This is a genomic window from Flavobacterium sp. FG19 (assembly GCF_057809475.1).
Genome location: NZ_JBMDKA010000018.1, coordinates 55,553 through 71,084, shown reverse-complemented (window position 1 = coordinate 71,084; position 15,532 = coordinate 55,553). Strand labels below are relative to the sequence as shown.

General features: G+C 35.4%; 9 protein-coding genes. 5 read left to right on the top strand and 4 right to left on the bottom strand.

Going from position 1 to position 15,532, the window contains the following annotated elements; genetic code table 11:
- Window positions 1-80 precede the first annotated feature (80 nt).
- Window positions 81-3,401 (top strand): Ig-like domain-containing protein, encoded by a 3,321-nt coding sequence (locus tag ACODST_RS17660; protein WP_488933425.1) that lies wholly within the window; start codon window positions 81-83, stop codon window positions 3,399-3,401.
- 77 nt (window positions 3,402-3,478) lie between these two features.
- Here the strand turns inward: ACODST_RS17660 and folK are convergent, their stop codons facing one another.
- On the bottom strand, window positions 3,479-4,615 hold the full coding sequence (folK, locus tag ACODST_RS17655) for a 2-amino-4-hydroxy-6-hydroxymethyldihydropteridine diphosphokinase (RefSeq protein WP_488933424.1): 1,137 nt from the start codon (window positions 4,613-4,615) through the stop codon (window positions 3,479-3,481).
- Between the two features lie 58 nt (window positions 4,616-4,673).
- On the bottom strand, window positions 4,674-5,864 hold the full coding sequence (locus tag ACODST_RS17650; RefSeq protein WP_488933423.1) for a carboxypeptidase-like regulatory domain-containing protein: 1,191 nt from the start codon (window positions 5,862-5,864) through the stop codon (window positions 4,674-4,676).
- A gap of 197 nt (window positions 5,865-6,061) precedes the next feature.
- On the opposite strand from ACODST_RS17650, the gene sppA reads away from it, so the two are divergent.
- The 3 genes from sppA to ACODST_RS17635 all read left to right on the top strand — a co-directional run bounded on the left by sppA (window position 6,062) and on the right by ACODST_RS17635 (window position 11,549).
- A complete protein-coding gene (gene sppA, locus ACODST_RS17645) occupies window positions 6,062-7,819 on the top strand; it encodes a signal peptide peptidase SppA (RefSeq protein ID WP_488933422.1) in 1,758 nt (585 codons plus the stop codon).
- Window positions 7,820-7,829: 10 nt separating this feature from the next.
- Complete coding sequence (locus tag ACODST_RS17640) at window positions 7,830-8,777, top strand: alpha/beta hydrolase (protein ID WP_488933421.1); 948 nt, start codon at window positions 7,830-7,832, stop codon at window positions 8,775-8,777.
- A gap of 168 nt (window positions 8,778-8,945) precedes the next feature.
- Window positions 8,946-11,549 (top strand): AsmA family protein, encoded by a 2,604-nt coding sequence (locus ACODST_RS17635; RefSeq protein ID WP_488933420.1) that lies wholly within the window; start codon window positions 8,946-8,948, stop codon window positions 11,547-11,549.
- 74 nt (window positions 11,550-11,623) lie between these two features.
- Here ACODST_RS17635 and ACODST_RS17630 read toward each other — a convergent pair whose 3' ends face one another.
- Window positions 11,624-12,676: a glycosyltransferase family 9 protein gene (locus tag ACODST_RS17630; protein ID WP_488933419.1), complete on the bottom strand. Its 1,053-nt coding sequence runs from the start codon at window positions 12,674-12,676 to the stop codon at window positions 11,624-11,626.
- A 281-nt stretch (window positions 12,677-12,957) separates the two neighbouring features.
- Complete coding sequence (locus ACODST_RS17625) at window positions 12,958-13,752, bottom strand: DUF2797 domain-containing protein (protein ID WP_488933418.1); 795 nt, start codon at window positions 13,750-13,752, stop codon at window positions 12,958-12,960.
- Window positions 13,753-13,996: 244 nt separating this feature from the next.
- On the opposite strand from ACODST_RS17625, the gene ACODST_RS17620 reads away from it, so the two are divergent.
- On the top strand, window positions 13,997-15,508 hold the full coding sequence (locus ACODST_RS17620) for a GH3 auxin-responsive promoter family protein (protein ID WP_488933417.1): 1,512 nt from the start codon (window positions 13,997-13,999) through the stop codon (window positions 15,506-15,508).
- Window positions 15,509-15,532 lie beyond the last annotated feature (24 nt).

Sequence of the window (15,532 nt, the reverse complement as noted above, 5' to 3'; positions counted from 1 at the left end):
TTTTAAAAGCTTTTTACAACTTTAATTGTTAGAAATTTAAATATATTTTTTTATTATTATAAAATTGATACTTTTATGAAATGAAAAATATCAATTTTACAAAAAGAGCTTTTTTATTCTTTTTATTCTTATTCCATTTTATTGTATCTGCTCAATATACTTCTATTCCTGATCGTAATTTTGAGCAGGCACTAATCGATTTGAACATTGATACGGGTATTGTTGACGGCAGGGTTCTTACCGCGAATGTCAGTACTTTAAAATCTTTAGAACTACGAGGTAAAAACATATCTGATCTAACCGGAATTGAAGATTTCGTGAATCTAGAATATCTGGATCTTGGTGTAATCAATAACGACCCAAATCTAAATAATAAAATCAGCAGTTTAGACCTCACTAAAAATTTAAAAATCATTTTTTTGAATTGTTATTACAACAACCTGACAAGCCTTGATGTTTCAAAAAATACAAATCTTACCGAATTACATTTAGCTGGCAACAAACTAAACAGCATAGACATTTCTAACAATATATTTTTATATAATTTTAATTGCTCTCAAAATAATCTTACCATTTTAGATGTAACCAAAAATACTGCCTTAAAATATTTAAGCTTTGACAGAAATAAGCTGACTTCTATAGATGTTTCAAAAAATACTTCACTACTCAATTTAAGCTTTTCTTATAATGAGTTAACCAATCTTGATATCACTAAAAATCTAAAATTAGAAGTTTTATCCTGCGGTTTCAACAAATTAAACAGTCTGGATGTTAGTAAAAACACCATTATTAGAAGCATAATGTGTGATGTAAACCCAATATCAGGTTTAGATGTCAGTAACAATCTCGCATTACAAACTTTAACAATAAACAGTAACAAAATAAGCTCGCTGGATGTTTCTAAAAACATCCAGCTGTCTGTTTTGGATGTGGCCAGCAATCCATTAACCAGTATTGATGTCAGCAAAAATTTAAAATTAAACAACTTAAGTATTGCCAACAATACAATTTCAAATATAAACCTCACAAAAAACACTGTCTTAGAGCTATTAAATTTTTCCTCTACAAATATTTCAGATATTGATCTCTCTAAAAATCCTAAGTTAATTCAATTATATTGCAGCAATACTTCATTAAGTTCTTTAGATGTTTCTAAAAATCCTAAACTTATCACTCTTTTCTGCCAAAACAATCCTCTAACTTCTTTAGATTTAAAAAACGGTAACAATACACTGCTTTACAACAAGAGTTTTGTTTCTAATCCAAATCTTAATTGTATTCAGGTAGATGATGAGGCTTACTCAAATGCAAACTGGACCGCTTTTAAGGAAAATACAGCAAAATACTCAAACGACTGCAGCAGACCTTCCTCAACAACTGCTCCTGTTGTTAAAGCAGTCGGAGATCAGTTATATTGTCCTGACAGTACCCTAAAAATTACAACCGACTTTTCGATTACACATGATATTGCAGAAACAGGAACCAAGGCAGTTTACATCCAGATCTCATCTGGTTACTCCAATGGTCTGGATCAGCTTTCACTTTCAAATGCAGCTTCACACCCCGGTATAATAACGACCTGGGACGCAACGGCCGGAAAATTAACTTTAGCAGGTCCCGGAGGAGCCGATGTTTTATATTCTGATCTGGAAAATGCCGTTAAAGATGTTGTTTTTAGAAATTCTTCAACAGCTGCATCAGGAACCAGAACTTTTTCAATTACAATTGGTCAGGCAAATTATCTGCCTTCAACCGGACATTACTACTTATTTATTCCCAACATTGGCATTACCTGGACGAATGCCAAAGCTGCCGCAGAAGCCAGTACATACTACGGACTTCAGGGCTATTTAGCCACTATATTATCTGCCGATGAAGCTAAATTAATTGGCGAACAAGCCTCCGGAACGGGATGGATTGGCGGAAGCGATGCCGAAACCGAAGGTGTCTGGAAATGGGTTACCGGTCCTGAAACCGGAACTGTTTTCTGGAACGGCGGGCCAAACGGATCAACACCTAACTATGCTTTTTGGAACAGCGGTGAACCTAATAATCAGGGCAATGAAAATTATGCGCATATTACACAGCCCGGAGTCGGAATCAGAGGCTCCTGGAATGATTTGTCCAACACCGGTTCTTTAACTCCCGGAGACAATTACCAGCCTAAAGGATATGTAGTTGAATATGGCGGAATGCCCGGTGAAACTCCCTTAGAAATTGCAGCCAGTACCAAAATTACAATCCCTGTCGCTGTACCTTCTACAAATCCTGCCCCGGCTTGTGACTCGGGAACTTTTACCTTTACAGCCACAGCATCAGGCGGCGCAGTTGTTCGCTGGTATGATGCCGCTGCAGGCGGTACAGTATTAGGAACCGGAAACACATACACTACACCAATAATTAGCACGACAACTACTTACTATGTTGATGCGGGTTGTGAATCAAACCGAAAATCAGTTACCGCTGTGGTAAATACAACTCCGGCTGATCCAATTGCAGGACAAAGTACTTATCCCCATTGCGGCCCCGGATCATTAACACTTAGCGCCAGTTCCAATATTGGAAATATTAACTGGTTTACAACGCCGGCCGGAGGCACCAGTATACATCTGGGAAACAACTTTACAACACCTGTTATTTCCGCCAATACCACATATTATGCCGAGGCCTCTAACGCAGGCTGCATCAATCCAAATCGCCTACCTGTACCTGTTGAAATTTATACCCCGCCTGCTGTTACTAACGAAACGGTTACATTATGCCAGTTTAAAAGCGTGGACTTAGATGCCGGAATCTCAGGAATGCGTTATAAATGGTCTAACGGCAGTGAAGAGCAAAGTATTACTGTTTCTCAGCCCGGTACTTATACCGTAGATGTTACCAGTCCCGCACCGGAAAGCTGTACCAGCACAAAAACTATTATTGTTGAAGAACATCAGGTACCCGAAATCAGCAGAATTGATGTCAACGGAACCCGGGTTGTAATTTACCTGAAAAAAGAAAATCCTTATTTTGAATATTCGGTAGACGGTACTCATTTTCAGGATTCGAATATTTTTTACGATGTACCCGGCGGACTTCAAATGGCTTATGTTCAGGAGAAAAACGAATGCGGCGGTGATGTACAGCGTTTCGTAGTACTTGTTTTCCCTCCGTTCTTTACACCCAACAATGATTCTGTTAATGATGTATGGGAAGTTACCGGAATGGAAAATTACCCACAGGCCGAAGTCACTATATTTGACCGTTACGGAAAACTCATTGCACAGTTAAAAGGATCAAGAATGAGCTGGGACGGGACTTTTGACAAAATGCCAATGCCGACCTCAGACTACTGGTACGCTTTAAAAATAGACGATTCCCAGCCTGTTTTAAGGGGGCACTTTACTTTAAAAAGATAACTTTTAAATTAGAAAATGAGTCAATCAGGATTGGAGGTAATAAAAAAACAAATCATTCTGACTGGCTCTTTTTTTGATTATTTCCCTAACTTCTTTCCAATTTCATTAAGAACAAAAAGATAATCTTCCTGTCTTTTTACAAAATCACGATTGGAGACATCGATAATCAAAACGTTCAGGTCTTTTTGGGATTTTATATATTCCAGATAACCGGTATTGATTTTATCCAGATAAGCAGCTTCGATATTCTGTTCGTAATTCCGTCCTCTTTTTTTGATGTTCTGCAGTAATCGTTCGGTATTCTGATACAGGTACACATACAAATCCGGTTTGGGCATTTCCTTGTAAATGATATCAAATAAATTTCGGTACAAACGGTATTCGTCTTCCTGCAGTGTAATCTTGGCGAAAATCAACGATTTGAAAACGTGATAATCGGCTACAATAAAATCTTTAAACAAATCAAACTGTGCCAGATCATCGGATATCTGCTGGTAACGGTCGGCCAGAAACGACATTTCCAGCGGAAAAGCATATCGGTTTTGGTCTTTGTAAAATTTAGGCAGAAACGGATTATCGGCAAAACGTTCCAGTACGGTTTTAGCATTAAAATCATCAGCAATTTTATGAACCAGCGTTGTTTTTCCGGCTCCAATATTGCCTTCAAAAGCGATATAATTAAATTTTGCCAGATTGATTTCGCTTAGCGGACTTTGTAAATCCTGAACAATCGTACAAATGCTGTCATCAGGTGAAACCAAAATCAATTCTGAAACCGTCTTTTGCAAAACAGGATGTTTCCAGTCTAATTTCAAATCCTGCAAAGGCAGTAAAACAAAATTACGGTTCTGCATTAAAGGATGCGGAATATGAAGCTTCTCGGTTTCAATAACTTCATCATCAAAAACAATCACATCGACATCAATAATACGGGATTGGTAACCTTGCTGATTAGAGCGGATCCGGCCTAATTGTTTTTCGACTTTTAAAACCTGATTTAATATTTTCTGTGCCGATGAATCAGTATGCAAAAGCAGTGCACAATTATAAAAAGCATCACTTTCAAACCCCCAGGCGGGTGTTTCATACAGCTTTGAAACCCGGATTACTGTTCCCACTTCCTGATGTATCAAACGAATACATTTTTCAATGTTTTCTAACCGGTTTCCCTGATTGCTGCCTATAGATAAAACGACCTGATGCTGTGATTTCATAATTAATGCAAATTAACTAAAACTATTTTAGAATTAACTACATTATTTGATTCAACTCTTAGAAGTTTCCAACTACTTCAAACTCTTTTTTATTCTCTTTTCTTTCTGAAACTCTCTTTAGAAAGTCTTTCAATTCAGCTGTCAATGGCAGTTGATTCTGGCTTTTCCAAAATTGTTCCGAGTATGGAAATTTTACTTTAAAGATATCTTTATCCATAGATAAATTCGAGTTTGCTTTTTCTGCAATACAACTATTGGTTACAAAATACTCCGTCGAATAATCATAAGCTGCTGTTTTTATCTTCTCACTGCCAAGAAGTTCTACTTTAACATCAGAATTGGAATTGTTTAAATAATATTTACCAATGGAGGCATTTTTTTTATAGTTAGTTGTTCTCTTAAAACTGCTTGTTTTATATTCTGCCTTGCCATCTTTACTGTAAGGCACTTTTTCCGGATCATCATAAAAATCAAAATAAGTTTCCACTATAGCAAAATCTGACTTATTAATCACAAAATAGCCGCTGGTTCTCTGCCTCATCGAATTGACTTCTTTTTTGATAAAACTAATTTTATAATAATCCTCTGCTATATTTTTTTCCTGAGTTAACTCAAATTCATCAGGCACTATATAAATTAGTGCATTTAAATCAAATAGTTTTTCAAAGCTTTGAAATTTAAAATAAACAATATCCGATTTTTCGGAAATACCCACTTTTCTCATATTCAAAACCTCTACTTTGCATTTATTATCCGGCTGACTTTTGGTTTTAAAAATACTTTTTCTGGATACTTTTCCATAAATATCCTGTAATCTAGCCATTTTATTATCTCTCTTTAAAATACATCTTAAGAAGAAGTTTTCATGATAAGGCTCTAAAATATAGTTTTCTTTTAATTTAGAGTATGCTTTTTTTAATATTGCTAATTCCTGACCAACCACAACTTCATCGAGTTCAATCATTTTACTTTGTAAAAAAATAGTATCCTGATTTTTTATCTGCTGCAGACTTGTTTTTAAATCCTCATAACCAATTAAACTAAAGTTGATATTCTCGTTGTCTGAAATAAAAGAGAATGCTCCTTCTCTATTCGTTAATGAATTATCTTTCTCATTATAAACACTAACCTTATCCAAAGGTATTTTTGACAATTTATCTACTACTACCTTTGTTATTTGAGCTTTTTGAGCCATAATTAAAAAGCTGTTAAACAAGAAAAAAATCCCGAAAACTATTATTTTATTCATAATGCTAAAATTAAGACCAAATATAACAACAATAAAAACAACCCATACTTATCTTACAAAAAAATATTTTTAAAGCTCTAAATTAAAAGCAAAAAACTAAAAACATTTCCCAAACCGTCCAATCGAATTCAAGCTTATTTCAATTATATTTGTAACAAACCAAACCTTTTTGATACTTATTAAAAAAATATATACTTATGAAGTTTTTAGGAAATGTAATTGCCACAGTTATCGGTATTTTTGTATTTGTCATGCTCTCCTTTTTTGGTGTAATTTTTATTGGAGCCATTTTTGGAGGAGATGACAAAGTCTCTGTTAAAAATGATTCGGTTATAGAACTGGATTTAAAACAGATCAATAATGATTATGCAGGAAAATACAAAGACCCGTGGGTAACTGTTTTTTCAGACAAAAAAGGGGTTGGTTTAACTGATGTTATTGCAGCGATAGAAGCCGCTAAAACCGACAGTAATATTAAAGGAATTTCTATTTTAAATGACCAGTCTTCATTAGGTCTTGCTCAATATAAAGATTTACGAAATGCTCTTGAAAGTTTTAAAAAATCAGGAAAATTTGTCTGGGCTTATGCTAATACGTATTCGCAGAAAGAATATTATTTAAATTCTGTGGCTAATGTGGTGTATTTAAATCCTGCCGGAGATTTGGATTTTAAGGGGCTTTCGTCTGAAGTAATGTTTTTTAAAGACTTTCAGGATAAATCAGGCATTCATATGGAAGTGATCCGTCATGGAAAATACAAAAGTGCGGTGGAACCTTTCTTAGAAAATAAAATGAGCGATGCCAACAGAGAACAGGTAACGGCTCTTTTAAATTCGATCTGGTCAGCAGTTTGCAGCGACATCTCAAAAAGCAGAAATATTCCGGTTGCGAAATTAAACGAAATTGCCAACGGCTTACTGGCCCGAACTCCTGACATGGCTAAAACACAGCGTTTAGTTGATATTGTAGCCTATGAAGATGTGTATCACAATGCCATCAGAAAGGCTTTAAAAGTAAAAGAAGACGAAGATTATAATAAAATTTCCATTTTAGATTATACGCAGAATAACATGACCACAGCTTTAACCAATATGGCTGATGATCAGATTGCGGTTATTTACGCTCAGGGCGAAATTGCAGGAGGCGAAGGTGATGTTACCGTTATTGGTGAAGGTTCCATGCGCCGTTCTCTTCAGGAAGCCCGCAAAAACGAGGATGTAAAAGCGATCGTTTTAAGAATTGACAGTCCGGGAGGAAGTGCTTTAACTTCTGACTTGATCTGGAGAGAAATTGAAATTACCAAAAAAGTAAAACCTGTTGTAGTTTCGATGGGGAATTACGCTGCCTCAGGAGGCTATTATATTGCCTGCAATGCCAACAAAATTTTCGCAGAAAGCAATACAATAACAGGTTCTATAGGCGTTTTTGGTGTATTACCAAACTTTAGTCCGCTCGCTAATAAATTAGGAATTAATACAGAACAGGTAAAAACACACGAAAACTCAGCCAACTACAGTCCGTTTGTTCCCGTTGACGAAAAATTCAAGGCGTTTACCCTTGAAGGAGTAGAACAGATTTACAAAACGTTTGTGACACATGTGGCCGAAGGAAGAAAAATGACTTTTGAGCAGGTTGATGCTATTGCACAAGGAAGAGTATGGTCCGGAGCAGAAGCCCTGAAAATAGGATTAGTGGATAAAATTGGCGGTTTAAACGATGCTATAGCCGAAGCGGCAAAAATGGCAAAAATTAAAGATTACAGCACCCAAAATTATCCTGAATACGAAAAAACATTAGGCGATTTAATGTCCAGCCTGCCTTTTGCGCAATCTAAAGAAGCTTTCATTAAAGAAGAAATAGGCGAAGAAAACTATTTACTTCTGGAGCAGATTAAGAAATACCAAAGACAGCAGGGTGTTCAGGCTATTATGCCATTTGGAATCAATATTAAATAATTCCGTCAGCATGAAAAAGGTATTTCTGTTTTTCGGCATTTTGGTCTTTACAAATATAAATGCTCAAAATCCTAAGCAGGATTCGTTTAAAGAAAGTAATGTTACTTTAAAAATTAACACGGATCAGCTTTATGGTACGCTTACGGTTCCTGATGACATAAAAAAATGTCCGGTGGCATTAATTATTTCCGGTTCGGGTCCTACAGACCGAAACGGAAATAATCCGATGATGAAAAACAATTCATTAAAAATGCTGGCGGAAGCACTTGCCCAAAACGGAATTGCCTCCCTGCGATTTGACAAAAGAGGAATTGGAGAAAGCAAAGCCGCAGCTGTTAGTGAGTCGGAACTGGTATTTGAAAATTATACCGAAGATGTTAAAAGCTGGATTAACTTCTTAAAACAGGACAAACGTTTTACTCAGTTAACGGTTATAGGCCACAGCGAAGGCTCGTTAATTGGTATGATTGCCGGAGCAAAAGCAAATAAATTTATTTCGATTGCCGGAGCGGGAGAATCTGCAGATCAACTTTTAAAACTGCAGATTGGTTCTAAATCAAACAAACAGTTAGAAGATATGACCTTTCCTATTATTGACAGTTTAAAAAATGGCAATAAGGTAAACAAAGTCGATCCGCTTCTGAATTCACTTTTCAGGCCAAGTATTCAGCCTTATTTAATTTCCTGGTTTAAGTATGATCCGCAAACGGAGATTAAAAAACTGACTGTCCCGGTTTTGATCATACAGGGAAATAATGATTTACAGGTTACCGTTAAAGATGCTGAAAATTTGTCCCGGGATAGCAAAAATGCAGAACTGGCCATTATTGACAAAATGAATCATATTATGAAAACAGTTGATGATACTAAACAGGCCAATCTGGAAAGCTATAACAATGAGAACCTTCCGATTTCTGAAACCATGATAACTAAGATTGTTTCATTTATTAAAAAATAACTGCAACAATAAAATGATAAATCCGTTTGAAAAGTATCAGACGGATTTTTTTATTTTTAACATCTGTAATTTTCCTACTTTTTTGAGAAAATTTTATCCCGGTAGTTCAATAAAAAAACTATTTTTGCATGAGTCAATTTTTCAAAATTAAACCTCAAACCTATAAATATGTTAAAGAAAATTTTAAAAGTAACAGCCATTGTCCTTGTGGTTTTTGTGGCCGCATTATTTGCCATTCCGTATTTCTTTAAAGACCAGATCAAAGCAAAAATTGCCGATGCCATCAATGAAAGTGTGGATGCTAAAGTTAGTTTTGCTGATGCTGATTTAAGTTTATTTAAAAACTTTCCTAATGCAGCGGTCGGAATCGAGAAACTGGTAATCATTAACAAAGCGCCTTTTGAAGGGGATACTTTGGTTTCATTGGGACAATTAAATTTGAAAATGAGCATCAAAGAACTTTTTAAAGGAAAAGACGAACCTTTAAACATTCAGGGAATCACCTCTGAAAACGGTTTAATCAACATTATCTTTAACAAAGACGGTGTAGGAAATTTTGATATTGCTTTAAAAGATAAAAAAGACGAGGATAAAAAAGACGAGGCCAGCAGTCCTTTGTCTTTAAAAATTCAGAACTACAAAATCGAGAATTTTACTTTCAGATACATCGATCAGGGTTCCAAAATAAAAATGGTAATTGACAGCCTGAACCATGAAGGAACGGGAGATTTTACTAATTCGAAACTGGATTTAAATACCAAAACTACGGCCAATGTATCTCTGGATATGGATAAGGTTAATTATATGAAAAATATAAAATTAACGCTGGATGCTGTTTTAGGAATCGATTTGGACCAGAGCAAATATACTTTTAAGGAAAACAAAGCTTTAATTAACCAGCTTCCTTTAGAGTTTGACGGGTTTATTCAGATGGTGGAAGCCGGACAGGTTTATGATTTAAAGTTTAAAACTCCTACGTCATCCTTTACCAATTTCTTAGGATTAATCCCTTCGGCTTATGCTTCCAGTCTTGACGGGGTAAAAACAACAGGAGAATTTACAGTTGCAGGTTTTGCAAAAGGACAGCTTACGGAAACTACTGTTCCTAAATTCAACATTGAAATTGCTTCCAGCAATGCTTCGTTCCAATATCCGAACCTCCCAAAATCAGTTCAGAATATTGTAATCGATACTAAAATTATAAATGAAACGGGAATCCTGAATGACACTTATGTTAATTTAGACAAACTGTCTTTCAGAATCGATCAGGATGTTTTCAGTGCCAAAGCCAATGTGAGAAACATTACGGTAAATCCGCTTGTAAATGCTGCTTTAAAAGGGACTATCAATCTGGCGAATCTTTCAAAAGCATATCCAATTAAAATGGACAAACCTCTGGCAGGTATTTTAAAAGCTGATGTTACAACTAATTTTGATATGGCTTCTGTAGAAAAAAGCCAGTATCAAAACATTAAAAATGCCGGAACGATGAGTTTATCCGGATTTAAGTATACGGATGAGAACAACAAATCAATGAATATCAGTACGGCATTAGTAGAATTTAATCCTAGTACCATTAATCTGAAACAGTTTAATGCTACTACCGGAAAAAGTGATATCGCCATTAATGGTGTTCTGGAAAATTTCTATGGTTTTATGTTTAAGAAACAGGAACTTAAAGGAAACTTTAATATGAGTTCAAACCAGCTGGCTGTTGATGATTTTATGACTTCAGGCGAACCTGCTAAAACAGAAACCAAAACAGAAGCAAAACCGGCTGAAGCTATGAAAATACCGGCTTTCTTAAACTGTACTTTAAATGCAAAAGCGACAACCGTTTTATATGACAACCTGAAACTAAAAGATGTTTCGGGAAAACTGATCATCAAAGACGAAAAAGCGCAGTTAGAGAACTTTAAAACGTCAATCTTTGGCGGAACCATTGGTTTAACAGGAGCGGTTTCGACTAAAACGAAAGTGCCTACTTTTGACATGAATTTAGGTTTCAACCAGGTAGATATTGCACAGACTTTTACACAATTGGATATGATGAAAAAAATAGCTCCAATTGCCGGAATCATTAATGGTAAGCTGAATTCGACTATTAAACTGAACGGAAATTTAGATGAGAAGGAATTAACGCCTGATTTAAAGTCACTTTCTGGAGATTTATTAGGACAGCTGCTTTCAACAACGGTAAATGCTAAAAATTCTACGGTATTAAATTCTTTAACTTCCAATATTAAATTCCTGGATTTAAACAAACTGAATTTAAATGATTTAAAAATGGCACTGACTTTTGATGACGGAAAAGTAAACATCAAACCATTTGACATCAAATATCAGGATATTAAAGTAACGGTTGGCGGAACTCATGGTTTTGATCAGACAATGAACTATAATTTAAAACTGGATGTTCCGGCTAAATATTTAGGAACAGAAGCCAATGCACTGATCGCCAAAATGTCTCCTGCCGATGCTGCTAAACTGGAAAACATTCCGATAAACGCTATAATTGGAGGTAATTTTTCGAATCCAAAAATTACTACCGATATGAAAAGTGCTGTTACAAGCTTAGCTTCTCAGGTTGCCAATCAGCAGAAAGAAAAACTGACCCAGAAAGGTACTGCCGCTTTAACTGATTTAATCAATAAAAACACTAAAGCAAAAGATACTACTCAGGCAGCAAAAACAGAAAAAGAACAGAAAACTCAGGAAGCGACCAAAAAAGCTTCTGATTTAATCAATGGACTTTTCAAGAAGAAAAACTAAAAGTATTTCACATAAAAAAACTGCTCAGGAATTCGTTTCTCTGAGCAGTTTTCTTTTTATGAGTATCTGATTAATTATGTATCCAAGATCTTGTTTATAGCACTTATATAATCCGGAATCCCTAATTTATTAGTATCAATTCCTATACTATTGTTTCCATAAGGCTGGTATTTTTTTAGAATTGAAATCGAAAACAAACCAACTGTTGGTGCTTTTGAGGCACTGGATAAATGCATAATCCCGCTGTCGGCCCCAATAAAAACATCTACATTGGCCAGTACAGAACCTATTTCACGAACATCTTTGCTATAAAATGAAGGGGCCTGAAAATTAATTTGTGACACATTTTCTACGGGCAGTACCTCAAAAATGTTATAATCAGCATATTCTTTTTTCAAATCGGCGTAAAATGTTTCCCACCATTCAACACTATAACACTTTTCTCCCGTAGCAAATGTAAAAATCGCTATTGTTCTTTTCTGTTCGTCAATAATGCTGTTCAGAATAGATCTGCCTTTTGCTGTTTCTTCTTCGGTTAATTTCAGATCCAAAAGCGGAACCGGTTCTTTTTTATCTTCTACTCCTAACTGATTTAGAAAATATCTTAAATTATAAATGGGATACTTCGCAATATGAGCATGATCGTCATAGTCTAATTGTACATTTTCCGGAAGGTCTCCAAAAAATTTATATTTGGCATTTGAAAATTGGACTGCTAACCTGCCTGAAGAAGAATTCTGGTCGACATTAATAACCAGATCGTAATTCTGTCTTTTTATTAAAGTCCACACTTTAAAATATTTTACTAATTCTTTGAAAGGTTTTTTAGGAAGGTCTATTATTTTATCGATATTATCATATTTTTCCAAAACAATGGGTGCCAGAGTTCCTTTTACAAATAAATCGATGGTACATTCAGGAAAAGTATTGGTAACTTCCTGAATTAAAGGTGTAACAAGAAGTAAGTTTCCAAGTCTGCCATTCGGACGACAGATTAATACTTTTTTGATTTTACTTTTGTCAATCGTTCCGTTTTTACCAATACCGGAATTCCCAATGTTCTTGGTTAAAATGCGCATTAAGCCGCGCCTGACTACATTAACGTTAACTTTTTTTAAGCTGCTCATGTGGTATTATTTTTCGGGGGGTTATTTTAGAAACAGAAAAAAAATTAACTTCTAAAAAAACAAAACTTTCATCCGGACATTTTTGGTGTAACTCCAAATGTAGGTTCTTTTTCTTTGTAAAAGTAAATTCTACTGATAAGTCTTCATTACAAAATTGTAACGAAATCTATCAATATTTTCATTTTTTATGCTTCTGCACGAAATAAAAATACAACATTTAACATAATCTACGACAAAACATAGACAGGCAGTTGATAAAAATCGACAAGGAGTTAAAAATTCTAGACGTTTATATTCACAACATAACCTTCTGAACCTCTAACATTAAAAACAGTCCCGTTTTCAAATATTAAATACTGCCCTTTAATTCCTGTCAGTTTTCCCTGAAAAGAAGGCGTTTTATCGAGATTAAGACTATTTACTTTAGCCGGATACGTCAGAACCGGATAATGCAATTCGTAAACATCATTTTTCTGGCTGTAAAAATAATCTTTGACTTCTGCGGGAATCAAGTTTTCAACTTTCGATTTCTCCAGTATCAGGTCACAAGACTCTGTAGTACACTGGAGCATTTTTCGCCAATTGGTTTTATCCGCATAATGTTCTTTCAGAGCTACCTCGGTAATTCCGGCCAAATAGCGGTTAGGCACCTCAACAATGGCTATTGCCTGAGTGGCCCCCTGATCTATCCATCGTGTAGGGACCTGACTTTTTCGGGTTACCCCTACTTTGATCTCGCTGGACAAAGCCAGATATACAATATGGGGCTGAAGCTGCGCTTTTTGTTCATATTCTAAATCACGGTCTGCAATTCCTAAATGAGCCGTACTCAATTCCGGTCTCATGATCCAGTCTCCTACAGCCGGACTGGAATAAAAACAGTCATAACAAAATCCCTGTCTGAATATCTTCTTTTTTTTGTGACAGTTCAGACATTCATACTCTACAAAATTAATCTCAATTTCTTTGTTCAGTAACTGATTAAGATTCAAAAAACTGTCTTCAAAAACTAAATAATACTGAATTGGATTTCCAAGTTCAGTCTGCATTTTTGTGAGTACGCCCTGATATGTCATTGGGTTAAAATTGTAGGTTTTAAAAATATTCAGATTTCAGATTTACGGTTCAAAGTTTTGATTTTTAATTTTTGAAAATCATTTTTTGAATTAAAATCTTTAGTCAATACAACGTGTTTTTTATTACAAAAAACACTATTTTTGATATGACAGCAAAGTTACTATTTGTCTTCTGATATTCAAATTTTAAGTTTCCTGATTTACCAGTAATGGCAAAACTAATATCTAACAACAACCATTATCCATGCCTTTATCAATAATAAATTCTTTCGCTTCCTGGGTGCTGAAACAGAGGATACACCAAATTGAACTTTTTTTAAAATATCCAAATGAGGTTCAGGAGGAACTATTACATAATTTATTAGTAGCATCGGAAAATACGGTTATTGGAAAAAAATATGATTTTGCCTCTATTAATTCTTATCAGACTTTTGCCGAAAGAGTTCCCATTTCTGCTTATGAAGAATTACAGCCTTTAATTGAACGTACCCGTCAGGGTGAGCAGGGTGTTTTTTGGGAATCGCCAATTAAATGGTTTGCCAAATCGAGCGGTACTACCAATGCCAAAAGCAAGTTTATTCCGGTGAGCAGTGAGGCACTGGAAGACTGTCATTATAAAGGCAGTAAGGATTTGCTTTGTTTGTATTTAAATAATAATGAAGATTCAGAATTGTTTTTAGGAAAAAGTCTTCGTTTGGGCGGAAGTTCCCAAATTTATGAAAACAACAATACATTTTTTGGTGACTTATCGGCCATATTGATTGAAAATATGCCTATCTGGGCAGAATTCAGCAGTACTCCCAGCAGTAAAACATCATTAATGAGCGAATGGGAAAGTAAAATCGCTGCGATTATTAATGAAACCAAAAATGAAAATGTAACTAGTTTTGCCGGAGTGCCTTCCTGGATGCTGGTTTTAATGAATAAGGTTCTTGAAAACACCGGCAAACAAAGTTTACTGGAACTCTGGCCTAATCTTGAAGTGTATTTTCACGGAGGTGTCAGCTTTTCTCCGTATAAAGAACAATATAAAAAAATCCTGCCCAGCAAAGATTTCAAATACTACGAAATTTACAATGCTTCCGAAGGTTTCTTTGCCATTCAGGACTTAAACAATTCGAGCGATTTGCTGTTAATGCTTGATTATGGTATTTTTTATGAGTTTATTCCAATGGACACTTTTGGGATGCCTAATCAAAAAATCGTACGTCTCGCCGATGTGGAGCTGAATAAAAACTACGCCATTGTTATTACAACCAATTCCGGTTTATGGCGCTATTTAATTGGCGATACCGTTCGTTTTACTTCATTAAATCCCTACCGAATAAGAGTAACCGGAAGGACTAAACATCATATTAATGTTTTTGGGGAGGAATTAATGGTAGAAAATACCGATCAGGCTATTGCCAAAGCCTGCCAGATAACGCAGACCGAAGTTATTGATTATACGGTTGCTCCTATTTTTATGCAGGACAAGGAAAAAGGTGCCCATGAATGGATGATCGAATTTAAGAAAAACCCTGCCGATGTAGGCCTTTTTCAAAAAGTACTGGACGAAACCCTTCAGACTTTAAACTCTGATTATGAAGCCAAACGTTATAACAATATGACCTTAAACCCTTTAGTAATCAATGTAGCCCGCGAAAATTTGTTTTACGACTGGTTAAAAGAAAGAAATAAACTGGGCGGGCAGAATAAAATCCCGAGACTTTCAAACCAGAGAGATTATCTGGAACAGCTGAAAGAAATGTGTTAAATTATATCTTATCTGAATATAGTT